At 48.2% G+C, this 24,198-nt stretch carries 18 protein-coding genes; 16 read left to right on the forward strand and 2 right to left on the reverse strand.

Annotated elements, in window-relative coordinates:
* Positions 1 to 9: 9 nt before the first annotated feature.
* The 11 genes from pyrR (at position 10) to KFV11_RS04330 (ending at position 12,149) form a co-directional block, all read left to right on the forward strand.
* On the forward strand, positions 10 to 534 hold the full coding sequence (pyrR, locus tag KFV11_RS04280; RefSeq protein ID WP_149458273.1) for a bifunctional pyr operon transcriptional regulator/uracil phosphoribosyltransferase PyrR: 525 nt from the start codon (positions 10 to 12) through the stop codon (positions 532 to 534).
* A gap of 103 nt (positions 535 to 637) precedes the next feature.
* Positions 638 to 1,954, forward strand: coding sequence for a uracil-xanthine permease family protein (locus tag KFV11_RS04285; protein WP_149458274.1), 1,317 nt, complete (start codon positions 638 to 640; stop codon positions 1,952 to 1,954).
* Positions 1,955 to 1,965: 11 nt separating this feature from the next.
* A complete protein-coding gene (locus KFV11_RS04290; RefSeq protein ID WP_149458275.1) occupies positions 1,966 to 2,835 on the forward strand; it encodes an aspartate carbamoyltransferase catalytic subunit in 870 nt (289 codons plus the stop codon).
* Between the two features lie 12 nt (positions 2,836 to 2,847).
* On the forward strand, positions 2,848 to 4,128 hold the full coding sequence (gene pyrC, locus KFV11_RS04295) for a dihydroorotase (RefSeq protein ID WP_149458276.1): 1,281 nt from the start codon (positions 2,848 to 2,850) through the stop codon (positions 4,126 to 4,128).
* Complete coding sequence (locus tag KFV11_RS04300; RefSeq protein WP_149458277.1) at positions 4,121 to 5,215, forward strand: carbamoyl phosphate synthase small subunit; 1,095 nt, start codon at positions 4,121 to 4,123, stop codon at positions 5,213 to 5,215. The genes pyrC and KFV11_RS04300 overlap by 8 nt, the downstream gene beginning before the upstream one ends.
* Positions 5,208 to 8,381, forward strand: coding sequence for a carbamoyl-phosphate synthase large subunit (gene carB, locus KFV11_RS04305; protein ID WP_149458278.1), 3,174 nt, complete (start codon positions 5,208 to 5,210; stop codon positions 8,379 to 8,381). Before KFV11_RS04300 ends, carB begins: the two co-directional genes overlap by 8 nt.
* Positions 8,382 to 8,392: 11 nt before the next feature.
* Positions 8,393 to 9,151: a dihydroorotate dehydrogenase electron transfer subunit gene (locus KFV11_RS04310; protein WP_436970220.1), complete on the forward strand. Its 759-nt coding sequence runs from the start codon at positions 8,393 to 8,395 to the stop codon at positions 9,149 to 9,151.
* Positions 9,148 to 10,068 carry a dihydroorotate dehydrogenase gene (locus KFV11_RS04315; protein WP_149458279.1) on the forward strand — a complete coding sequence of 307 codons (921 nt, stop codon included), beginning with the start codon at positions 9,148 to 9,150 and terminating at the stop codon, positions 10,066 to 10,068. Before KFV11_RS04310 ends, KFV11_RS04315 begins: the two co-directional genes overlap by 4 nt.
* Entirely contained in the window at positions 10,065 to 10,763 is a 699-nt protein-coding gene (gene pyrF / locus KFV11_RS04320) for an orotidine-5'-phosphate decarboxylase (RefSeq protein ID WP_254250429.1), read from the forward strand. Before KFV11_RS04315 ends, pyrF begins: the two co-directional genes overlap by 4 nt.
* Positions 10,760 to 11,368: an orotate phosphoribosyltransferase gene (gene pyrE / locus KFV11_RS04325; protein WP_149458353.1), complete on the forward strand. Its 609-nt coding sequence runs from the start codon at positions 10,760 to 10,762 to the stop codon at positions 11,366 to 11,368. The genes pyrF and pyrE overlap by 4 nt, the downstream gene beginning before the upstream one ends.
* Positions 11,369 to 11,426: 58 nt before the next feature.
* Positions 11,427 to 12,149, forward strand: a complete 723-nt coding sequence (locus KFV11_RS04330) for a hypothetical protein (RefSeq protein ID WP_149458281.1) — start codon at positions 11,427 to 11,429, stop codon at positions 12,147 to 12,149.
* A 56-nt stretch (positions 12,150 to 12,205) separates the two neighbouring features.
* Here the strand turns inward: KFV11_RS04330 and KFV11_RS04335 are convergent, their stop codons facing one another.
* Both KFV11_RS04335 and pulA read right to left on the reverse strand, forming a co-directional pair.
* A complete protein-coding gene (locus KFV11_RS04335; RefSeq protein ID WP_254250430.1) occupies positions 12,206 to 13,855 on the reverse strand; it encodes a phospho-sugar mutase in 1,650 nt (549 codons plus the stop codon).
* Between the two features lie 20 nt (positions 13,856 to 13,875).
* A complete protein-coding gene (pulA, locus tag KFV11_RS04340) occupies positions 13,876 to 15,936 on the reverse strand; it encodes a type I pullulanase (protein WP_149458283.1) in 2,061 nt (686 codons plus the stop codon).
* Between the two features lie 231 nt (positions 15,937 to 16,167).
* On the opposite strand from pulA, the gene glgB reads away from it, so the two are divergent.
* The 5 genes from glgB to KFV11_RS04365 are packed head-to-tail and all read left to right on the forward strand — an operon-like array spanning position 16,168 to position 24,196.
* Positions 16,168 to 18,117 (forward strand): 1,4-alpha-glucan branching protein GlgB, encoded by a 1,950-nt coding sequence (gene glgB / locus KFV11_RS04345; RefSeq protein ID WP_149458284.1) that lies wholly within the window; start codon positions 16,168 to 16,170, stop codon positions 18,115 to 18,117.
* 1 nt (position 18,118) lies between these two features.
* A complete protein-coding gene (locus KFV11_RS04350; protein WP_254250431.1) occupies positions 18,119 to 19,267 on the forward strand; it encodes a glucose-1-phosphate adenylyltransferase in 1,149 nt (382 codons plus the stop codon).
* 2 nt (positions 19,268 to 19,269) lie between these two features.
* Positions 19,270 to 20,373, forward strand: coding sequence for a glucose-1-phosphate adenylyltransferase subunit GlgD (gene glgD, locus KFV11_RS04355; RefSeq protein WP_254250432.1), 1,104 nt, complete (start codon positions 19,270 to 19,272; stop codon positions 20,371 to 20,373).
* A 16-nt stretch (positions 20,374 to 20,389) separates the two neighbouring features.
* The gene (locus KFV11_RS04360; protein ID WP_254250433.1) at positions 20,390 to 21,790 is read left to right on the forward strand and encodes a glycogen synthase; all 1,401 of its coding nucleotides are present in this window, start codon (positions 20,390 to 20,392) and stop codon (positions 21,788 to 21,790) included.
* A 12-nt stretch (positions 21,791 to 21,802) separates the two neighbouring features.
* Complete coding sequence (locus KFV11_RS04365; RefSeq protein WP_254250434.1) at positions 21,803 to 24,196, forward strand: glycogen/starch/alpha-glucan phosphorylase; 2,394 nt, start codon at positions 21,803 to 21,805, stop codon at positions 24,194 to 24,196.
* Positions 24,197 to 24,198 lie beyond the last annotated feature (2 nt).

Below are 24,198 nucleotides of genomic sequence, written 5' to 3' on the forward strand. Positions count from 1 at the left end.
GAGGTTAATATGGAAAAACGAGTCATTCTTGATGATAAAGCAATCGACAGAACATTGACACGGATTGCCCATGAAATTCTGGAGAACAACAAAGGGACGGCTGACCTTGCTTTGCTCGGCATCCGGACGCGTGGTGTCTACCTCGCGAACCGCATCCAGCAGAAAATCGAGAAGATTGAAGGTGTCATCGTGCCGACAGGTGTGCTCGATGTGACCGCATACCGTGATGATATTGATGACCGTCATGCAGTGGAGGTAACGGCTTATGAAATCCAGGCTGACTTGAACAATAAGCATGTCGTCATCGTCGATGATGTGCTTTACACGGGACGCACCGTCAGAGCATCACTGGATGCAATCCTTGATCAAGTGCGGCCGAAGCGCATCAGCCTTGCGACGCTGGTCGACCGCGGGCACCGTGAGCTGCCGATCCGGGCGGACTTCATCGGTAAGAACATTCCGACGGCCCTCACTGAAGAGATTGTTGTGATGCTTGATGAAGTTGATGAGAAAACACAAGTTTATATTAAATAAATCCTTTTAAATCGGTACGAGATACCGGCAAAGGGCCATTAAGTGAAAAACTTAAGTCTCTTTGCATACGCAAAGAGACTTTTTTTGATAAGGAGAAGAAAAAATGACGATTAACGAAGAAATATACGAACGCACGGTGGAACCGGTCTACGATGTTCATGACAAACCAAGAGCACGGGAATGGCTGCTGCTGAGTTCACAGCACTTGTTCGCGATGTTCGGTGCGACTGTACTTGTCCCTTATTTGACAGGACTCCCGGTGTCAGCGGCACTGATTGCATCTGGTCTTGGGACACTGCTTTATCTGCTGATTACAAAAGGGATGATTCCTGCTTATCTCGGTTCAAGCTTCGCCTTCATCACGCCGATCATCGTCGGACTGAAGACGCATGACCTAGGTGAGATGCTGATGGCGCTCTTCATGTCAGGTGTGTTCTATGTCATCATCGGTCTGATGATTAAGCTCACCGGCACAGAGTGGCTCTTGAAACTGCTGCCGCCGGTTGTTGTCGGACCCGTCATTATGGTCATCGGTCTCGGCCTTGCGCCTGTTGCTGTCAACATGGCGATGTATAAAGACAGCGCACAGATGACAGGTTACAGCGGTCAGTACTTAATCATCGCTGCGGTGACAACGCTGACAGTTGTTGCCTTCAATATATTCGCGAAAGGCTTCTTCTCGATTATTCCGGTGCTGATGGGTATCATCTTCGGCTATATCACAGCAGTCGCACTTGGCGTAGTTGATTTCACAGGAATCAGTAAAGCCAAATGGCTGCAGCTGCCGGACATCTACATGCCGTTCAGAGATTACCAGCCGACATTTGACTGGATGCTGATTTTAATCATGCTGCCGATCGTCCTTGTCACAGTCAGCGAGCATATCGGCCATCAGGTCGTCATCAACAAAATTGTAGGAAGAAACTTCTTCAAAAACCCGGGTCTTCATCGAAGCTTGATCGGTGACGGTGTGTCAACGATGGTATCTTCCATCATCGGCGGCCCGCCGAGCACGACTTACGGTGAGAACATCGGAGTTCTTGCCATCACAAGAATTTACAGTGTATGGGTTATCGGCGGTGCCGCAGTGCTGGCCTTGATCTTAGGCTTCGTCGGTAAGTTTACAGCGCTTGTATCCAGTATCCCGACGCCGGTCATGGGCGGCGTATCTATTCTCTTGTTCGGGATCATCGCAGCAAGCGGACTGCGCATGCTGGTGGAATCAAAAGTAGATTTCGGCGATAAGCGTAACTTGATCATCGCCTCTGTCATTTTAGTGCTCGGCATCGGTAAAGCGCATATTGACCTGACGATTCAGGATATCCATCTGAATATCGAAGGGATGGCACTTGCTGCACTGGCCGGCATACTGCTGAATCTCATCCTGCCTGAAGCAAAAGTTCATGAAGATTACGAATAAGGAGGCAGACGATGAAACATCTGCATTCAATTAATGAGTTGACGCCGGAACAAATGATGGCTGTCATTGAACGGGCATTAGCATTTAAACAGGGGAAAAAAGCACACTACTCAGGATATGCTGCCAATCTATTTTTTGAGAATTCAACGCGCACAAAATGCTCCTTCGAAATGGCGGAACGCCGCTTAGGACTCGATGTCATTCCGTTTGAGACAAGCACTTCTTCAGTGACAAAAGGCGAGAGCCTGTACGATACATGTAAGACGCTTGAAAGCATCGGAGTTGATGTACTCGTCATTAGACACCCCGATAATGCATACTACGACCAGCTTGAAGTGCTGAATATTCCGGTCGTGAACGGCGGGGACGGTAGCGGTCAGCATCCTTCCCAGTGTTTGCTTGACTTGATGACGATCTACGAGGAATATGGTACCTTCAAAGATTTAAAAGTACTGATCTGCGGCGATATTATTAACTCGCGTGTCGCAAGAAGCAATTACACGGCACTGACGAAACTCGGCGCACATGTCCAGTTCGCAGCACCTGAGCACTGGCAGGACTATACACTGGATGCCGCTTACGTCGCAATCGATGATGTCATCGGGGACATTGATGTCTGCATGCTGCTGCGCGTGCAGCATGAGCGCCATGCAGATGGTCAGTCGTTTGAAGAGGCTGATTACCATTCACGATACGGCCTGACAACCACGCGCTACAATCAGCTGAAAGACGGAGCGATTGTCATGCATCCTGCGCCGGTCAACCGCGGTGTTGAGATTGACAGTGCGCTTGTCGAAGCGGATAAATCACGGATCTTCAAACAGATGGAAAACGGTGTTTACACACGCATGAGTATATTGAGTCATATTCTTGATAACTAAGGAGTGGATATAATGGCGACATTGCTACGGAACGGTAAAATACTTGAAAACGGTGAACTTGTCACCCGCGATATTCGGATTGAAGCAGGCAGAGTGAGTGAAATAGGCGAACGCCTGAATGTTTACAACAGCGACATCATCGATTTGAACGGCCAGTTTGTCTCTGCAGGATTCATTGATGTCCATGTCCATTTGAGAGAACCGGGCGGTGAGCATAAAGAGACGATTGAAACAGGGACAAAAGCAGCGGCACGCGGCGGTTTTACAACCGTCTGCCCGATGCCGAACACAAGACCTGTGCCGGATACAGTCGACCATTTAGAACGTCTGAATGCCTCTATCAGAAGAAACGCAGCTGTCAGAGTTCTGCCTTATGCGTCCATTACAGAGCGGCAGCTGGGCGAGCAGCTCGTAGACTTCAAAGCGCTGAAAGAACACGGCGCTTTTGCTTTCACTGATGACGGGGTCGGGGTACAGACGGCGAGCGTCATGTACGAAGCGATGCAGCAGGCAGCGAAGCTTGATATGGCAATTGTTGCGCACTGTGAAGACAATTCACTCATTTACGGCGGCGCTATGCATGAAGGTGAAGTCTCTAGGAAGCTCGGCATTCCAGGCATTCCGGCTATCTGTGAGGCCGTGCAGATTGCACGTGACGTCCTGCTCGCTGAGGCAGCAGGCTGTCATTATCATGTCTGCCATGTATCTTCAAAAGAAAGTGTCCGAGTGATCCGCGACGCAAAGCGTGCCGGTATTAAAGTGACCGCTGAAGTGACGCCGCACCACTTATTATTAAATGAGACAGCCATAACTGAAGATGATGCGATTTTGAAGATGAATCCACCGCTGAGAGGTCACGATGACCAGGCGGCATTAATCGCAGCGCTGCTGGACGGTACGATTGACTTTATTGCGACAGACCATGCACCGCATGCAGCGGACGAGAAGGCACAGCCGATGGCTAAGGCACCATTCGGTATTGTCGGCAGCGAAACGGCATTCCCGCTGCTCTATACACATTTCGTCAAAAATGGGGACTGGACTCTGGAACAGCTTGTCAGCTATATGACGACAAAACCAAGTGACGTCTTCCAGCTGCCGTACGGTAGGCTTGCAGTTGGTGAACCCGCAGACATCACAGTGATCAATCTGGACGACTGCTATGAAATCAAGGCGGAAGATTTTCTGTCTAAAAGCAGCAACACCCCGTTTATCGGTGAGAAAGTATTCGGCAATGTCACATTGACTTTAGTAGAAGGAAAAATCGCTTATCAGGAGGAACAGCATGCGTAAACAAAGATTTCTAGTATTAGAAGACGGCACAATATTCAAAGGCTACCGGTTCGGCAGCGACAAAGAGATTACAGGTGAAATCGTGTTCAATACAGCCATGACCGGCTATCAAGAAACATTATCCGACCCGTCGTACACCGGTCAGATCATTACGTTCACTTATCCATTGATCGGCAACTACGGCATCAATAGAGATGATTTCGAAACGTTGACTCCGACATTAAAAGGGATGGTCGTCCGTGAGGCATGTGAGCTGCCAAGTAACTTCAGAAATATGGCATCGCTTGACGAGACGCTGACTTCTTATGATATTCCTGGGATTGATGGCATTGATACGCGTCAGCTGACAAGAAAAATCCGTGAGCACGGTGTGCTGAAAGCAGCATTTGTCAACGACGAAGACAACATTGCTGCAGCGATTGAAGCGCTGAAAACAGCAATCTTCCCGACCGATGAAGTGGCACAAGTGTCAACAAAGACAGCATATGTATCGACTGGAAACGACTTAAGAGTCGTGCTGATTGACTTCGGCAAGAAAGAGAACATCGTCCGTGAACTGAATCTGCGCGGCTGTGATGTCACAGTCATGCCTTATAATACGACGGCAGAGGAAATCCTTCGTCTGCGGCCGGATGGTGTCATGCTGTCAAACGGTCCCGGCAATCCGCAGGACGTTGAAGCGGGGATCAATATGATCAAAGGAATTCTCGGCCATATTCCATTCTTCGGTATTTGTCTCGGCCACCAGCTGTTTGCACTTGCATGCGGTGCAGAGACGTTCAAGATGAAGTTCGGTCACCGCGGTGCCAACCATCCGGTTAAAAACTTGGCGACCGGCAGAATTGAGATCACTTCACAAAATCACGGCTACGCAGTAGATCCAGCTTCCGTCAGAAACACAGCGCTTGAAATTACACATACAGCCTTGAACGACGGTACGGTGGAAGGGTTAAGACATGTATCGCTGCCGGCGTTCTCCGTCCAGTATCATCCGGAGGCGTCTCCTGGCCCGCATGATCCGAACTACTTATTTGATGACTTTATCACATTGATGACAGAAAACAAAGGGAGTGTCCTAAATGCCTAAACGCGACGATATCAATACTATACTTGTAATTGGTTCAGGCCCGATTATCATCGGCCAGGCCGCAGAGTTTGACTATGCAGGAACACAGGCGTGTCTTGCGTTAAGAGAAGAAGGGTACCGCGTTATTCTCGTGAACTCAAATCCTGCGACGATTATGACAGATACTGAGATTGCGGACAAAGTGTACATCGAGCCGCTTACGCTTGACTTTGTCGCACGTATTATCCGTAAGGAACAGCCGGATGCGCTGCTGCCGACGCTCGGCGGTCAGACGGGACTGAATATGGCTGTGCAGCTGCATGAAGCGGGGATTCTTGAGGAGAACAATGTGACGCTGCTCGGCACGAAGCTCTCTTCTATTGAACAGGCGGAAGACCGTGATTTATTCCGCAGCCTGATGAATGAACTCGGTGAACCAGTTCCTGAAAGTGATATCGTCAATGATGTCCAGGGGGCCGTCAACTTCGCCAATGCTATCGGCTATCCGGTCATCGTCCGTCCGGCATTCACAATGGGCGGCACCGGCGGCGGTATTTGCCATCATGAGAAAGAACTGATTGAGATCGTCACTAACGGGCTGAAGTACTCTCCTGTGACTCAATGTCTGATCGAAAAATCTATCGCCGGCTTCAAGGAGATTGAGTATGAAGTGATGCGCGACTCAAATGACAACGCGATCGTCGTCTGCAACATGGAAAACATTGACCCGGTCGGTATTCATACGGGTGACTCAATCGTTGTAGCACCAAGCCAGACATTATCTGACCGTGAATATCATATGCTCCGCGATGTCTCCCTGAAAATCATCCGGGCACTGAAAATTGAAGGCGGCTGTAACGTTCAGCTTGCGCTTGACCCGCATTCATTCAATTATTACATCATTGAAGTCAATCCGCGTGTATCGCGTTCATCAGCACTTGCTTCTAAAGCGACCGGCTATCCGATCGCGAAACTCGCTGCTAAAATTGCAGTCGGGCTGACACTTGATGAGATGCTGAATCCGGTGACCGGCACAAGTTACGCAGCCTTTGAACCGGCACTGGACTATGTCGTGTCAAAAATACCGCGTTTTCCGTTCGATAAATTCGAAAAAGGTGAACGTGTACTCGGCACTCAGATGAAAGCAACAGGAGAAGTAATGGCGATCGGCCGTACTTATGAAGAATCTCTGCTGAAAGCAATCCGTTCCCTTGAGTATGGTGTCCATCACCTCGGTCTGCCGAACGGCGAGCAGTTCGACCTTGACTTCATAGAAGCGCGCATTAAAGCACAGGACGACGAGCGTCTGTTCTTCATCGGTGAAGCATTAAGACGCGGCGTGACACCGGAACAGATTCATGAGCTGACGAAGATTGATCTGTTCTTCCTGAACAAAATGCAGCATATCATCGACATCGAGCATGACCTGAAAGAACATCCGGGCGATATCGACCGCTTGATCTGGGCGAAGAAATACGGCTTCAGTGACCGTGTCATCGCCCATAGATGGCAGATGACTGAGCGTGACGTTTATAATCTGCGTCATCAGCATCACATTCTTCCTGTCTATAAAATGGTGGACACTTGTGCCTCAGAGTTCGAATCATCGACCCCGTATTTCTACGGCACGTACGAGACTGAGAATGAATCCATCGTCTCAGACAAAAAGAAAATCGTCGTTCTCGGTTCCGGACCGATTCGCATCGGGCAAGGGGTTGAATTCGACTATGCGACCGTACATGCTGTATGGGCGATCCGTGAGATGGGTTACGAAGCGATTATCATCAACAACAACCCTGAAACCGTATCAACCGACTTCTCCATCTCGGACAAACTGTATTTTGAGCCGCTTACTGAAGAAGATGTCATGAACATCATCAACCTTGAGCAGCCGGAAGGTGTCGTCGTGCAGTTCGGCGGCCAGACGGCGATTAACTTGGCAGAGAAGCTGTCTAAATACGGTGTGCAGGTGCTGGGAACAAGCCTTGAGAACTTGGACCGTGCTGAAGACCGTAAAGAGTTTGAAGCCTTGATGCAGACCATCAGCATCCCTCAGCCATTAGGTAAAACAGCAACATCTGTAGAAGAAGCAGTCGCTAATGCAGACTTTATCGGTTATCCGGTGCTCGTCCGCCCGTCATACGTCCTCGGCGGCCGTGCCATGGAAATTGTATACGATAAACAGGAACTGACTAACTACATGACGCAGGCTGTTAAAGCAAGCCCTGAGCACCCGGTCTTAATCGACAGATATTTGACAGGAAAAGAGATTGAAGTGGATGCCATCTGTGATGGTGAGACAGTAGTCATTCCAGGGATTATGGAGCATATCGAACGTGCGGGCGTCCATTCCGGTGACTCTATCGCCGTCTACCCGCCGCAAAGTCTGACTGAAGAACAGATTGAAGTGCTGGCAGACTATACAACACGCCTCGCTCACGGACTTGAAATTGTCGGTCTGCTCAACATCCAGTTTGTTATCGCAGACAATGAAGTGTATGTCCTTGAAGTGAACCCGCGTTCAAGCCGTACAGTACCGTTCTTAAGCAAAATCACAGAAGTACCGATGGCAAACCTTGCGATGAAAGCTATTTTAGGTGAGAAGCTCACGACGAAAGGCTACAGCGAAGGACTGATTCCGTTCAAGGAAGGCGTCTTCGTGAAAGCACCGGTGTTCAGTTTCAGCAAGCTGAAGAACGTCGACATCACGCTCGGGCCGGAGATGAAGTCAACAGGAGAAGTCATGGGCAAAGACATGACACTTGAGAAAGCACTGTATAAAGGGCTTGTGGCAAGCGGTCTGCAGGTGAAAGATCACGGAACAGCGCTCATTACTGTAGCTGACAAAGACAAAGAAGAAGCGCTTGAACTGGCTAAACGTCTGCATAGCGTCGGTTACCGCATGATGGCGACAACAGGAACCGCCGCAGTGCTCAAGGCACACAATATTCCAGTCGTGGAAGTCAGCAAAATCGGGCAGGAGTTAAATCTGCTTGACGTCATTAAAGACGGGCACGTCCAGATTGTCATCAATACAATGACTAAAGGTAAACTTTTTGAACGTGACGGCTTCCAGATCAGACGTGAATCAGTCGATAACGGTGTACCTTGTTTAACGTCTCTTGATACAGCGAGAGCGTTGATTGGAGTCATCGAGAGCATGACATTCAGTATGAATCAGATGTAGGGGGAATAACCATGCAGGAAAAAATGACAGTCGTCAGTCAACGGCCGATTGCCCGCAATATTTTTGAGCTGGTGATGCACGGTACGATTACAAGAAACATGAAGACACCCGGGCAGTTCGTCCATATTCGTGTCGGCAGCTCCAATGAGTTTATGCTCAGACGCCCGATTTCCATCTGCAATGTCAATGCCGAAGAAGAGACATTGACATGTCTGTACCGGGCGGAAGGAAAAGGGACGCTTGCCCTGTCAGCAGCACGGCCGGGTGACGTCATTGATATTATCGCACCGCTCGGCAACGGTTTCCCGGTAACAGCCGCACAGAAATGTGCGCTGCTGATCGGCGGCGGCATCGGTGTGCCACCGCTCTACGAACTGTCCAAGCAGCTGAACGCGCGTGGAATCAAGACGATTCATGTGCTCGGGTTCCAGTCTGAAGCAGATATGTTCTATATGGATGCATTCAGTGCACTGGGCGAAACACATATCGCGACAGTTGACGGCAGTTACGGCACACGTGGGTTTGTGACGGACGTCATTAAAGCACTGCCTGTGGTGTATGACACGTTCTATACATGCGGACCGATCGTCATGATTAAAGCGATTGAAGCGGCACTGCCTGATACACCTGGCTTTATGTCCCTTGAAGAGCGGATGGGCTGCGGCATCGGAGCGTGCTATGCGTGTGTCTGTCAGGCAGACAACAACCATGGTTATGTGAAAATCTGCTCAGATGGCCCTGTATTTGAGAAAGGAGCGCTTGTACTATGAGATTAACTGTGGAATTGCCGGGGCTCAGCCTGAAAAATCCTGTGATGCCCGCTTCCGGCTGCTTTGCGTTCGGACAGGAATATGCGCGCTTTATGGACCTCAATCAGCTCGGTGCCATTATGATCAAAGCGGCGACAAAAGAGCAGCGTTTCGGCAACCCGACACCGCGCGTCGCCGAAACGTCAAGCGGTATGATCAACGCGATCGGTCTGCAGAATCCGGGCGTCGACCATATTATGGCGCATGAACTCAAATGGCTCGAGCAGTTTGATGTGCCGATTATCGCAAACGTTGCCGGGTCTAAAGTGGAGGACTATGTGGATGTGGCCGGAAGCATTTCAACAGCACCGAACGTCCATGCGCTGGAACTGAATATTTCCTGTCCGAATGTCAAGGAAGGCGGCATCCAGTTCGGTACAGATCCGGAGACTGCGGCACGCCTGACAAGCATGGTCCAGGAAGTGTCGGCTGTGCCGGTCTACGTCAAGCTGTCGCCGAACGTCACGAATATTGTTGACATGGCAAAAGCCGTGGCACCTTATTGCGACGGACTGACTATGATCAATACATTAGTCGGCCTGCGCATTGACCATAAGACAGGAAAACCGATCATCGCGAATGTTGTCGGCGGATTAAGCGGTCCAGCGATCAAACCTGTCGCGATGCGTATGGTGTATGAAGTACGTCAGCACCTGGACATTCCTATTATCGCCATGGGCGGTGTGACTGATGCAGAAGACGTCATTGATTACATTTCAGTCGGCGCTGATGCCGTAGCAGTCGGTACAGCAAACTTCCAGAACCCGACTGTCTGCCGGGACATTATTGAAGCACTCCCGTCAAAACTTGATGCTTTAGGTGTCAACCATATTCACGAACTGAAAGGGCGCACGTTGCGTGCGTTAGGTTTATCATGATGACCAAGCCGATTATCGCACTGGATTTTAAAAATATGACGGAAGTCACTGACTTTCTGGCACCATTTGATGAAGCACTGTTCGTTAAAGTCGGGATGGAGCTGTATTTACAAAATGGTCCTGCCTTGATCAAGGAAATTAGAGCGATGGAACATGAGATCTTTCTCGATCTTAAGCTGCATGATATTCCGAACACGGTGAAACAGGCGATGTACGGTCTTGGCGGGCTGGACATCCAGATGACCAATGTCCATGCCGCAGGAGGGCGCACCATGATGACGGCAGCACTTGATGGTCTGCGTGCTGCAGGCAGTGAGGCCGCGCTTATCGCCGTGACCCAGCTCACAAGTACATCTGAAGAACAGATGCAGCGCGAGCAGCTCATACAGGTATCGATGAACGACAGCATTCTTCACTATGCAGAAACAGCACAGCAAGCAGGTCTTGACGGTATTGTCTGCTCAGCCCATGAGAGCCGCATCATTACAGATAAGCTTGGAACATCATTTTTGAAAGTCACGCCCGGCATCAGAACTGCGGAAGATGCTGTCGGTGACCAAGTACGGGTCGCAACACCGGAGTACGCCCGTCAGAACGGGTCGACTCATATTGTCGTCGGCCGCGCCATCACACAGGATGCTGATCCAGTGGCCAAGTATCAAATAATCAAGAAAGCGTGGGGAACAGAATGCTGAAACAAGAAATAGCACGTCATTTATTAACAATCGGAGCAGTCGCCTTCAGCCCGGAAGAACCTTATACATGGGCATCCGGCATTAAAAGCCCGATTTACTGCGATAACCGCCTGACGATGTCTTATCCTGAAGTACGCGGTGAAGTGGCGGACGGCTTAGTGACACTGATCAAACAGCACTATCCGGAAGTGGAAGTCATCGCGGGGACTGCAACAGCAGGTATTCCACATGCTGCATTTGTCTCTGAACGGATGCAGCTGCCGATGAGCTACGTGCGTTCTTCCAGTAAAAAGCACGGTAAAGGCAACCAGATTGAAGGGAAAGTGGAGGCTGGACAGAAAGTCGTCGTCGTTGAAGATTTGATCTCAACGGGTGGGTCTGCTATTGATGCATGTGACGCACTGAAAGCACATGGCGCCGATGTGTTAGGCATTGTCGCTATTTTCAGCTACCAGCTGCAAAAAGGCAGGGACAAGCTTACTGCAGCCGGTTATCCTTATTCCACCTTGACCGACTTTGATACACTGGTGGAAGAGGCGGCAGCCATGAACAAACTGAACCAAAAAGATATCGAGACAGTCACTGACTTCAGAAATAATCTGTAATATTTTCAGCCCGTTTACTGTATACTACAATAAACGGGCTAAACTATTGAGGTGACTTATGGGGAACAGATGGAATCATATTAACTCATTCATTAAAAACAGAAATGAAACAACGACCATTAAGCGGCAAATACCATCAAAGAATGACGGACGCAGTACATTACATGCGCAAGTCATAAAACCGGTCAAGCAGTTCGACTATAAGATTGAAACGTTCATCACTTATGTCTTTTATGCGTTGTCCAAACCGCACATCATTGTCGGAGACGAACGCAGCAGCAGATATTTTATATTTGCGGCATTGAATTTCCTGCTTTACTTAGTCGTGCTTTTTTTCGTCGGCGCTACAGCGGGCGGGCACTTCAACTGGCAGCACGGCACTGTCAACATGATGCTGCAGGGGCTGTTCACCATCGCACTGATTCTGTTCACCTTTTTCATCCAGCTGCTGTCAATTAACCGGATGAACACCATCTATAAAGTATTCGTCGATACGATCAGTTATTTCTCGATTGTCAGCTTTATCGGTGCTGTGCAGGTAATCTTCAATCTTCTCGCTCTGCCGTTCATTCATGAGCTTGAGATCATCTCGTTTTTGATCATCATGAGCATACCTATGAGATTGTTCACGACTTACAATGAGAAGCATCACTTTGATATCGACGTCTTTAAGCTCAATCTGATGTTCATCGTATTGATTGTCATCTATATGGCGCTTGCCGAACATATTCCGTGGACTAGATTTTTAGAGGGGATTAGTTCACTGAGTGCCAAAAATTAAATAATAAGAAGAGTCCAGGACATTGTTATCCTGGACTCTTCTATTATGAAGCCGGTTTATGCGCCGAAGAACTCAGCATTGATTTTTTCCGCCAGTTCATCAATGTCGTCGGTGATAAGTGACACATATAATTTGATCTTTGGTTCAGTGCCTGATGGCCGCAGTGCAATCCAGCCGTCCTCAAAGAAGAACTTCAGCACATCAGCTTTCGGCAGATGAATCGCGGTCTCGCCGTGTTCGTCTTTCCGGAACTGCGCTGCGTAGTCTTCTATGGCTGTGACTTTCAGACCGGCAATAGAAACAGGTGACTCCTGTCTTGCTTTTGTCATAATATCCTGGATTTTCTGTCTGCCACTTTGACCTTCAAATGTATGGGCGAACAGTTTCTCCTGGTAATGGCCGTAAGTGCTGTAAATATCGTTCATCTTATCGACGATGGTCTTGCCGTCATTCTTCAGCTCGCTGGCTAATTTAATGATGAGCGGCACGATCTGCACGGCATCTTTATCGCGGACAAACGGGCTTGCCATATAGCCGTAGCTTTCCTCATAGCCGAATATATAGTGATAGTCCTCTGTGCGTTCGAACTCGGCGATTTTCTCGGCGATGAATTTGAATCCTGTCAGTACATCGAACATTTTGACATCGTTTTTCTCTGCAATGACTTTGCCGAGTTCACTGGTCACGATGGATTTGACGGCGGCACGGTTTTTAATACCTTTTGTCTGTTCAATGCGGTAATTGAGAAGAAGACTTCCGAGCTGGTTGCCGTTGAAGTAATGGAAGTCATCACCGACTTTTGCGACAACGCCCATACGGTCTGCATCCGGGTCTGTTGCAATGAGCAGGTCGGCATTTTCTTCCCGAGCCAGCTCAACGGCCAGATCGAATGCCACGTGATCTTCCGGATTTGCTGAGGCGACGCTTGAGAAGTCCGGATCCGGCTTACACTGCGCAGTGACCAGCTTGAAATTGCTGAAATTCAGTGATTCCAGTAGTTCCGGTATAATCGGTACGCTTGTCCCGTGAAGACTTGAGAAGACAACCTTTAAGTCTGACTGCGGAATATCCTGGATCAAGTCGATGACTTCCTGCTTATAGCTTTCAATAACATCAGTATGCGCCTGTTTCACAAGGCCGTCTGCCTTTAACTGCGCTAAAGGTTTGACGGGAATAGTCAGTTCATCGTCAATTCCATCAATATAGCCGCTGACTTTCTGCGAACCTTCCAGTGCCATCTGACCGCCATCTGGTCCATAAATTTTAATCCCGTTATAGTCAGGCGGGTTATGGCTCGCCGTGATCATGACACCGGCATCCGCCTGCAGGTAGCGGACGGCGTATGATAGTTCAGGCGTTGTATGATAGCGCTTGAATATATAGGCTGTGATGCCGTTTGTCCCGAGGACAGCCGCAATCTCATCACAGAACTCCTTAGATAGATGGCGGGTGTCATAAGCAATGACGACTGTTGCGTGCTGAGTCATTTCATTTAAATAGCGGCTTAAACCATGAGCCACTTTGCGGACGGTGAAGCGGTTCAGACGGTTCGGTCCAAGACCAATCTTCCCTCGGATACCGGCAGTACCGAAGGCAAGGTCTGCGCTGAAACTTTCCTCTTTCTCTTCCTCGGACAGTTGATGATACTGCTCTTCAGTGATCAGACTGTGCTGTAATTGAGTTTCCCATTGTTGTCTAGCAGGCATGTAAAACATCTCCTTATTGATTAATAGACGTGCTTTAAAATAACGCTCTCAAAAGGTTCCAGTGCATAGCAGTATGACTGCGTCGCTGACGATTGAGTCGTACTTAACACCATATCAAATACCCCTGCATGCGGCAGTTCAATCGTATAAGATTCAGGTGTCGGGTTGAACATGACAATGAATTCACATGATGTATCAAGCAGCCGGGCACCGAATACCGGCGGTGGACAGGCAAAGCTGATGATTTTTGATGTGATGTCCTGGTAATCTGTCATCCGGAACACGGTAAAGTCCTTCTTGAGGGCTACCGCTTTTTTGAACACTGCTATCTCCTTGTCATAACGCTGACGTCTGCTCCAGTTCAGGCGATTCATATAGTCACCGAGATTATACGTGTTACCGTGACCATACTTTGTCCGGAAGAACTCCTGGCCTGCATGGATGAACGGCACCCCCTGGCTCAGCAGAGTGAAAATAGTCGTCATCTGATGAAGCAGCAGCTTGTCCTCATCCGGACGGTCGACTGAGTAATATATACGGTCATATAACGTATGGTTATCGTGCACTTCGCTGTAATTGATAGTCTGCTGCACGTGCATATCATCATACTTTCCGGTGAACAGATTATACATCCGGTCATTATATTTGCCGAAGCCGTTCATATAACCTGTATCTTCGATGTCAAAGTTATTGCCCTTCAGTGTATCTCTGAAGAAGTCATTAAAGAAATGAATATGAGGTACGAGATGGCCATTGGCAGGAACTGTTTTCTGCTCGTCTGCTAACGCTGTGTTTAAGTTCCATCCTTCACCGAGCAGCATGATGTTCGGGTGTCTTTCGTGCAGCGCTTCGTCAACTGTCTTCATCGTCTCCACATCAATGGCGCCCATTAAATCGAAACGGAAGCCGTCTACTTTATAGTAGTCAGCATAGTAGAGCAGGGAATCGATGATAAACTTGCGGGCCATCACACGCTCACTCGCAAAGTCATTACCGACACCTGTTCCGTTGCTGATTGAAAGATCATCGAAGTATCTGAAGTAATAACCGGGGACGAGCTTCTCAAATGAGGAGGTCAGTCTGTCAAAGACATGATTGAACACTACATCAAAAATAATGCCCATCCCGTGTCCGTGATAAGTCATGATAAGCTGCTTGAGTTCAAGCAGCCGTTGTTCCGGCTGCCCGGGCGCCTCGGAAAAGCTGCCGTCCGGTGTCTGGAAATGCACAGGGTCATAACCCCAGTTATAATTAGCTGTAAATTTAACATCATCGACCCGGGCGAAATCATTGATAGGCAGCAGTTCAACGTGAGTGACTCCGAGTGCCGCGATGTAATCGAGTCCTGTGCTGAAGCCGTCCGCAGTCGTTGTTCCGGCTTCAATCATCGCGCTGAATTTTCCGCGCTGATGCTCCGGAATACCACTGTTCGGGTGCATGGAAAAGTCACGGACATGCACTTCATAAATAATGCTTTCCTCCTGCTTGATAGCCGGGACAGTATGACTGCTGAAGCCGTCCGGTTCAACTTCCGGATTGACGACGACGCCTGACACTGCATTCAGAGCCAGTCCTTTCGCGTATGGATCGACCATGCGGCTGTATTCATGATTTGTGACGACGCCGAATAAATATTCAGCAAGATGAAAATCACCGTGCAGCGTCACGGTCCAGTTGCCATCCTCATAAGTCATTGGATAAACACGTTCGCCGATAATGACATCGGCTGAGGCCGCAACCGGCGACCATAAGGTGAAGGTCGTCGCCTCCGGATGATAAATGGCACCATAAGCTGTTCCTGGCTGCTGGAACTTCTCATCAAACGCTGCTGTCCTGACTATCTGTCCGATATGGAGCGGATATTTCTCCTGTTGAAACTCAAGCCACCACGAGGCGTTCAAGGCGATGGACTGAGCAGTAGTAAAAGTAAATACATTTTCATGCTGACAGCTATATTTAACAGGAAGGGTTATCCCTTCACAGCTGATGACAGCATCATGAAAATACTGATCAGGCTGATCTACCGAATGATATGGCAGATTGATTTCAGTGAAATGATCAATATAGCCGACATAAGTCATATTTTGCCTCCTCTGCAGACTAGTTAAATTATAAACTGACAGCGCGTGCAATGCTATCAGTATTCCTTTATTCTCTAAATAAAATGAATATTCTATCTGTTAAATGTTATACTTCGTGATTAATTACAAGTACAATGATAAATGAAGCATAAAATAGCTTTTATGCATAATAATTAAGGGTATATATGACTATACATGCGCACGACTTAGTGTACGGGAAGGAATGATGATATGCAGGAAGTTTCTGAGTTAGACCAATATTTATTTCATCAGGGCACTCACTATGAGGCTTATCAGTTTTTAGGTGCGCATTATTATTCTGAGCAGCAGATGACGACGTTCACTGTATGGGCGCCTAACGCCCGGGCCGTCGCAGTTGCGACAGACAGCAACAGCTGGACCGGTGAAGGCTATGAACTCGAGCGGATTAATGAGCAGGGACTGTGGAGCGGAAGCTTCAGTATCGAGCCGGCAGTCACCTACAAATATGCAATTCATACTGACCAGGGCACACTGCTTAAGGCGGACCCTTACGGCAGATATGCTGAAGTCAGGCCGAGAACAGCGTCGGTTATCACGAAGCCGTCCACTTATGAGTGGCATGATGACGACTGGATGACTTCTAAGAGCAAAGGCAATCCGTATACTAGTGCCATCAATATTTATGAGGTGCATCCCGGGACTTGGAAAAAGCATGACGTTGAATGGACAGCTGATATGACTGTCGACAGCTATACAGATGCCACTTATTATTCATACCGCGAGATGGCGGAAGCGCTTGTACCATACGTCAAAGAGATGGGCTATACACATGTTGAGTTTCTGCCGCTGACGGAGCATCCATTTGACTTGTCCTGGGGTTATCAGGTGACCGGCTACTATGCACCGACATCGCGCTTCGGTACACCGGATGACTTCAAATATTTAGTGGACTGCTGTCACCAGGCGGGTATCGGCGTGCTCATGGACTGGGTGCCGGCTCATTTCTGTAAGGACGCCCACGGCTTAAGGCAGTTTGACGGTGCACCGCTGTATGAATACAGCGACCCGAAACGAGCGGATAAGAAAGGATGGGGGACACTAACCTTTGATTTCGGGCGCAATGAAGTGCAGAGTTTTCTCATCTCCAATGCCAACTTCTGGCTCCAGGAATTTCATCTGGACGGCCTGAGAGTGGACGCGGTCCACAGTATGACCGATCTGAACTTTGAAAATCATACGCCTGAAGAGAAAATCTTTAATGAAGAAGGCACGAGTGAACATAAAGAAGCGGTTGCTTTCATCCGCAAGCTGAACACAGTTATTTTTGACTACCATCCTGAGGCTCTTGTGATGGCTGAAGATTCCTCCGACATACCGATGGTGACAGCGCCCGTCGATCAAGGCGGTCTTGGCTTCAACTTCAAATGGGATCTCGGATTTATGCATGATACGCTTGATTACTTTGAACTGGAACAGAGTGAACGGCGCCATCATCATCAACATTTAACATTTCCGATGATGTACCGTTATAATGAGAATTATGTACTGCCGTTTTCCCATGATGAAGTCGTCCATGGTAAACGGTCTATGCTGGATAAGATGCCGGGTGACCAGTGGCAGAAATTCGCCAATCTCCGGGCTTTATACGGCTATACAATGACTTATCCAGGTAAAAAGCTGCTCTTTATGGGAAGCGAACTGGGCCTGTACTCTGAATGGAAAGATAAAGAGCAGGTGGACTGGTTCATCCTCGACTATCCAATCCACCATAAGATGCAGACTTATGTGAAGGCGCTGAATCATCTCTATACGCAGTATCCTGAACTTTATGAGCTGGATTATGAGCCGGAAGGGTTCAGCTGGATAGACGTTGATAATGCTGAACAGTCGATTATCAGCTATGTAAGAACAAGTAAGAGTGGACGGCAGCTGGTCATCGTCCTGAATTTCACCGGCGAGGTTCATTATGATTATGTGCTCGGCGTACCCGCTGCCGGGAGCTACCAGGAAATCTTCAATTCTGACCGTGAGGAATACGGCGGCTCCAATCAAGTAGTGGAAGATATACTCTATTCAGATAAAGCAGCCGTAAATGGGTATAATAATAGTATTAAAACGAAGCTTCCGCCGTTTGGCATGGCGATTTATCAGAAGCTCGAGGAAACACCAAAAAATAAACTTATTGCTGGAGGAATATAAGATGAGCACAGAAGTAGTTGGAATGTTGTTGGCAGGCGGTAAAGGAACACGATTAGGACAGCTGACAAAGGAGATCGCTAAGCCTGCAGTGCCGTTCGGCGGTAAATATCGGATCATCGATTTCACGCTGAGCAATTTATCTAATTCAGATATCAGTACGGTCGGCGTACTCGTGCAATATGCGCCGTTAATGCTAAACCGCCATATCGGTATGGGAAAACCTTGGGGACTGGATAAGCAGGACGGCGGCGTCACAGTGCTCGCACCGTTCGCCAATCAGACAGGTGCTTCATGGTTCGAAGGCACAGCAGATGCGATCACGAAAAATATTCACTTCATCGACCAGTATGACCCGGAATACTTGCTGATTTTGTCAGGTGACCATATTTATCAGATGGACTATCAGGCGATGCTTGATTTCCATAAAGAACAGCAGTCCGATGCGACGATCTCTGTCATCGAAGTGCCGATTGAAGAGGCGTCACGTTTCGGTATTTTGAACACAGAAGACGACTTAAAGATTTATGAGTTTGACGAGAAGCCGAAAGAGCCGAAAAACAATCTGGCCTCTATGGGCATTTATATTTTCAACTGGAAAGTGCTCCGTGAGTACTTGCTGAAAGATGAGCAGGATACGACTTCAGAGCATGACTTCGGCAATGACATCATTCCGAAAATGCTCGCTGATGATAAACGCCTGTATGCCTATCGCTTCGATGGTTACTGGAAAGACGTCGGTACTATCCAGTCATACTGGGAGGCGAATATGGATCTGCTGGAAGAAGACTTAGCTGAGCTGCTGAACAGCAAAACGTGGCCGACTTATTCTCATGAAGCGAATCTGCCGCCGCAGTTCATCGGCCGCACAGCAAATATTACGAATTCTCTTGTCTGCCCGGGTTCTTTCATCTTCGGTGAAGTCACGCGCTCTGTATTGTTCAGTGAAGTGACAGTTGAAGAAGGTGCTAAAATTACAGAATCCATCATTCACCCGAGAGCGGTCATCGGTAAACAGGCAGTAATCAACAAAGCGATCATCATGGAAGGCTTCACTATTCCTGACCATGCTGTCGTGGATGGGTCGACAGCAGAGGAGCCGATTGTCGTGGGTCCTGAAAATATTAATGATTTTATGAGTGGAGGTAAATAAATATGCGTTCTTTAATGGGATTAATCAACTTAGCGAATGAACATGACTTTCTGGAAGAACTGACTTACTTCAGAAACGGGGCGAGTGTCCCGTTCGCCGGGCGTTATCGGATCATCGACTTCGCCATTTCCAATATGGTGAATACTGGAGCAGACGAAATCGGTATATTTACCAATCAAAAGTACCGTGCGCTGATGGACCATCTTGAAAACGGGGATAACTTCGGGCTTGATGACCGAAACTCCCGCTTGTTCGTGCTGCCGCCTGACTGGCATGACCCGACGGACATTTCACGGGGAGACTTAAGACATTTCCATAATAACCGGGATTACTTCAACCGTTCCAATGCGACCGACGTCATGATTGCCGGCTCACAGTTCATCTGTAACACGGACTTTAAGGAAGCGCTGAGACAGCACGAAGAAACCGGGGCGGATGTCACGCTGATCACAGAACAGCGAGAGACGCTTGAAGACATGCACCAGCCGCTCCTGCGTATTAATGATGAAGAAGGACGCGTCGTCTTTTTGAATCATGACCAGGAGAATAAGCATATTTTTACCGGCACTTATATCATCAAAAAAGATAAGCTGCTTGAAATCGTTGATTACTGCATCCAGAACTATAAGGATAACTTCTTTATTCAGGGCGTTCAGGAACGACTGGATCAGCTCAGCGTCAGATTCTTTGATATCCACGAAAGAACGATGTATGTCAATTCATTGAAGGCATTCTATCACAGCAACATGTCCATCCTTGATCCGACGGTTTACAAAGATATTTTCCTGCAAGCGCAGCGTATTCGTACGAAAACATCCAATCAGCCGCCTGCTAAATATTTGAATGACTGCATCGTCAAAGATTCAACCGTAGCTAACGGCTGTCTCATTGAAGGTGAAGTAGAGCATTCCATCCTTTACCGCGGCGTCAAAATCGCAAAAGGTGCGGTCGTCAAAAATTCCATCATTATGTCGAACTGCCGAATTGGTGAGAACGCCATTATCGAAAATGTCATTCTTGATAAAGATGTCAGTGTCAGCGATAATCAACGTCTCATTGGTTCATCGGATAAACCATTTGTTGTTGCAAAACGACAGACCATCTAATACGAGGTAAACAATCATGAAAAAAATACTATATGTGGCGTCTGAATGTACACCATTTTTCAAATCGGGAGGGCTCGCTGATGTCATCGGCAGCCTCCCGCAATATTTAAATAAGACTAAAAAATGTGAAGTCCGCGTCATTCTGCCGCTCTACAAGCAGCTGAAAGAAGCGTTCCGCGAACAGCTGACAGAAGTCATGATCTATACGACGGAAGTGGGCTGGCGGCAGCAGTATACCGGCATCTATGAAATGGTCTACGAAGGGGTTCACTACTACTTTGTGGATAATGAATACTACTTCAACAGGGAAAGTCTGTACGGCTATATTGATGACGGCGAACGATTTATTTATTTCTCGAATGCAGTCATCGAATTCATCTACCGCGGAGATTTCAAGCCGGATGTGCTGCACGGCCACGACTGGCAGGCAGCAGCGGCCGTCGCCATCTGCAACATCAAGAAGCCGGTGCCGGGTATCCGGACGGTATTCACTATTCACAACATTTTATATCAGGGCTGGCTCATGCACAGTGCATTTGAAGAGCTGCTGAATCTTGACCGCATTCACTTTGCGGGATTTGAGTGGGGCGGCATGCTCAACTTGATGAAAGCGGGCATTTTCCACGCTGATAAAATTACGACAGTCTCACCGACCTATGCGGAAGAGATCAAGACGGATTATTACGGCGAAGGGCTGCAGTGGATGCTGCAGCAGAGAAATGCTGACGTCCTCGGTATCGTCAATGGAATCAACGTGGACGACTACAACCCGATGAAAGACCCGAATATCCCGGTGAACTATAAAACATCCCTGCCGAAAAAACGCGAGAACAAAAAGGCGCTGCAGCAGGAAATCGGTCTGCCGGTTGATGCTGATGTACCGATGTTTTCCATCATCACCCGGATGGTGGAACAAAAAGGACTGCACCTTGTGATGGCGATTCTGGAAGAGTTCGTTCAGCAGCATGTCCAGATTGTCATCCTTGGCAACGGGCTGTATGAATTTGAATCCTACTTCAATGAGCTGCAGCGTAAATATCCGGAGAAAGTGCAGGTGACCATCGGTTTTGATGAAGGGTTCTCCCGCAGAATTTATGCGGCCAGTGATTTCTTCATCATGCCGTCACTCTTTGAGCCGTGCGGTCTGTCACAATTAATCGCGCTGCAGTATAAGGCGATACCGATTGTCAGAGAAACAGGCGGCCTGAAAGATACGGTCATTCCTTATAACATCTACAGCGGCATCGGCACAGGTCTTACCTTTGCCAATTACAACGCACATGAACTGTTAAGCAAGTTAAATGAAGCGGTGCGTCTATACCGTGATCCTGAGAACTACAAGTTATTGCTCAAAAATATTTCAAAAGTCAATAATAGCTGGGCTAAATCTGCAGCACAATACTTAGCAATCTATTAAGGGGCGGTAATCGTGAGAACATATACAAAATATGAATTCCTTGATCTTCTTGAAGATAAACTCCGCAAACAGCGGATGACGACAGTAGACGATGCGACAGACAAGGATCTATTTTATGCGATAGCTGCTATTATCAATGATGAAGTCCGTCAGGCAGGCCTTGAGACAGTGAAGCGCTATAGACAGAATAAAGAACGGCAGGTGTCGTATTTATCGCTTGAATTTTTGATCGGTCGTCTCATTGAAAGCAACTTAGTTAATACAGGGTTTAAAGCGGTGTGTGACGAAGTGCTGACGGACCTTGGCCGTAGTCCGAGAGCTGTCTATCATGAAGAAGAGGATGCGGCACTTGGTAACGGGGGACTCGGCCGGCTGGCAGCCTGCTTCCTCGATTCCGTTGCAAGCCTTGGTCTTGCAGGGAATGGCTTTGGTATACGTTACCGCTACGGTTTATTTGAACAGCATATCGCTGAGGGCCATCAGATTGAGCTGCCGGACAACTGGCTGAAAGAACCTTATCCATGGGAGACGCGGAGAGCGGAAGAGGCAGTGACAGTGAACTTCGGCGGGTCAGTCGATTATATCACTGATGACGACGGCAACTATGTCTTCACTGTCACCCATCTGCAGAGAGTGACAGCAGTCCCTTATGATGTCAGTATTGTCGGCTATCGTAATGACGTCGTCAATAACTTAAGGCTCTTTAAAGCAGAAGCAGCTGATCATCTCGAGAACGCGACATATAACAGCCGGCTTGACGAAATGAATGCTATCGATCAAATATCAGCTGTGCTGTATCCAGATGATAACAGTGAGGACGGCAAACTGCTGCGACTCAAACAGCAGTACTTCCTTGTGTCAGCGACCATCCAGACGCTTGTTAAGCGGTTCAAGCAGACATTCGGAATGCCGCTGACACAGTTTCACGACAAAAATGTCATTCAGATCAACGACACTCATCCGACGCTCGGCATTCCGGAGTTGATGAGAGTGCTGATGGATGAAGAAGGTCTCGACTGGGATGCGGCCTGGCATGTGACGACACAGACATTTGCCTACACCAACCATACCATTATGCAGGAGGCACTTGAAAAGTGGTCTTATAATCTGATTAGACAGCTCAATCCACGCGTGCTGATGATTATCGAAGAGATCAACAGAAGGTTCTGTGAAGACAAGCCGGCTGAAGATATAGAAGAGATCGCCATCATCAGTGACGGTCTTGTTCATATGAGCAGGCTTGCGATCGTCGGCAGCTTCAGCGTCAATGGTGTGGCGGCGCTTCACAGCGAGATCATCAAGAACTATACATTCAATGCCTTCTACCGCTTGACGCCTGACAAATTCAACAACAAGACAAACGGCATCACGCATCGTCGCTGGCTGCAAAACGCCAATCCTGAACTCAGCCGGCTGATCACTGAACGCATCGGTGATACATGGGTCACACATCCGGAGCAGCTTGAACAGCTCATGAATTATACGGATGATGTGGAGTTTCTGGAGCAGCTGCATGCAGTGAAATTCAGCAACAAGCAGCGTCTGAAAGCCCTTATCTTTGAGCAGACAGGGATAACAGTCGATGAAAACTCGATTTTCGATGTGCAGATTAAACGGCTGCATGAGTATAAGCGGCAGCTGCTGAACGTGTTTCATATGATGTATCTCTACAATACGATTAAAGACAATCCGGCGATTAATATGCAGCCGAGAACGTTTATCTTCGGTGCCAAGGCCGCACCGGGTTATAAGCGGGCGAAAGAAATCATCCGTCTGATTCATGCAGTGGCTGACACTGTCAATGCGGATCCGGCTGTCGGCAGCCGGATGAAAGTCGTGTTTTTAGAGAACTATAATGTCAGCCTTGCTGAAGACATCATACCGGCGGCGGACATTTCTGAACAGATTTCAACTGCTTCGATGGAGGCGTCAGGTACAGGTAATATGAAGATGATGATGAACGGTGCTGTGACGTTAGGTACAATGGACGGGGCGAATGTGGAGATTGATGAGCGCGTCGGCAGAGATAACATCATCATTTTCGGGCTGTCATCTGATGACGTCATTGGCTACCAGCATAACGGCGGCTACAATGCACGGGATGTCTATACAAACGACGACCGTGTCAAAAGAGTGATGGACCAGCTGATCGATGATACATTTAACCACGGTAAGTCATTTGATGATTTATATTATCATCTGCTGAAAGATAATGATCCTTACTTCGTCCTTGAGGATTTCACCGCGTATGTCGAAGCACAGGAACGTGCCGCAGCGCTTTATCAGGATAAGAAAACATGGCAGCGGATGAGCCTTGTCAATATTGCACAGTCCGGCCGGTTCTCAAGTGACCGGACTATTAAAGAGTACAATCAGGATATTTGGAAGCTGCACAACAACCAATAAAA

The sequence above is a fragment of the Macrococcus equipercicus genome, assembly GCF_024205945.1.
Lineage (GTDB): Bacteria > Bacillota > Bacilli > Staphylococcales > Staphylococcaceae > Macrococcus > Macrococcus equipercicus.

What these genes read in the sequence shown, in the direction of transcription:
- glgB (WP_149458284.1), top strand. Translation starts at nt 16,168, where the DNA reads ATGCAGGAAGTTTCTGAGTTAGACCAATATTTATTTCATCAGGGCACT.
- pyrC (WP_149458276.1), top strand. Translation starts at nt 2,848, where the DNA reads ATGGCGACATTGCTACGGAACGGTAAAATACTTGAAAACGGTGAACTT.
- KFV11_RS04335 (WP_254250430.1), bottom strand. Translation starts at nt 13,855, where the DNA reads ATGCCTGCTAGACAACAATGGGAAACTCAATTACAGCACAGTCTGATC.
- KFV11_RS04290 (WP_149458275.1), top strand. Translation starts at nt 1,966, where the DNA reads ATGAAACATCTGCATTCAATTAATGAGTTGACGCCGGAACAAATGATG.
- KFV11_RS04300 (WP_149458277.1), top strand. Translation starts at nt 4,121, where the DNA reads ATGCGTAAACAAAGATTTCTAGTATTAGAAGACGGCACAATATTCAAA.
- carB (WP_149458278.1), top strand. Translation starts at nt 5,208, where the DNA reads ATGCCTAAACGCGACGATATCAATACTATACTTGTAATTGGTTCAGGC.
- KFV11_RS04330 (WP_149458281.1), top strand. Translation starts at nt 11,427, where the DNA reads ATGGGGAACAGATGGAATCATATTAACTCATTCATTAAAAACAGAAAT.
- pyrF (WP_254250429.1), top strand. Translation starts at nt 10,065, where the DNA reads ATGATGACCAAGCCGATTATCGCACTGGATTTTAAAAATATGACGGAA.
- KFV11_RS04285 (WP_149458274.1), top strand. Translation starts at nt 638, where the DNA reads ATGACGATTAACGAAGAAATATACGAACGCACGGTGGAACCGGTCTAC.
- pyrR (WP_149458273.1), top strand. Translation starts at nt 10, where the DNA reads ATGGAAAAACGAGTCATTCTTGATGATAAAGCAATCGACAGAACATTG.
- KFV11_RS04315 (WP_149458279.1), top strand. Translation starts at nt 9,148, where the DNA reads ATGAGATTAACTGTGGAATTGCCGGGGCTCAGCCTGAAAAATCCTGTG.
- KFV11_RS04310 (WP_436970220.1), top strand. Translation starts at nt 8,393, where the DNA reads ATGCAGGAAAAAATGACAGTCGTCAGTCAACGGCCGATTGCCCGCAAT.
- pulA (WP_149458283.1), bottom strand. Translation starts at nt 15,936, where the DNA reads ATGACTTATGTCGGCTATATTGATCATTTCACTGAAATCAATCTGCCA.
- KFV11_RS04360 (WP_254250433.1), top strand. Translation starts at nt 20,390, where the DNA reads ATGAAAAAAATACTATATGTGGCGTCTGAATGTACACCATTTTTCAAA.
- glgD (WP_254250432.1), top strand. Translation starts at nt 19,270, where the DNA reads ATGCGTTCTTTAATGGGATTAATCAACTTAGCGAATGAACATGACTTT.
- KFV11_RS04350 (WP_254250431.1), top strand. Translation starts at nt 18,119, where the DNA reads ATGAGCACAGAAGTAGTTGGAATGTTGTTGGCAGGCGGTAAAGGAACA.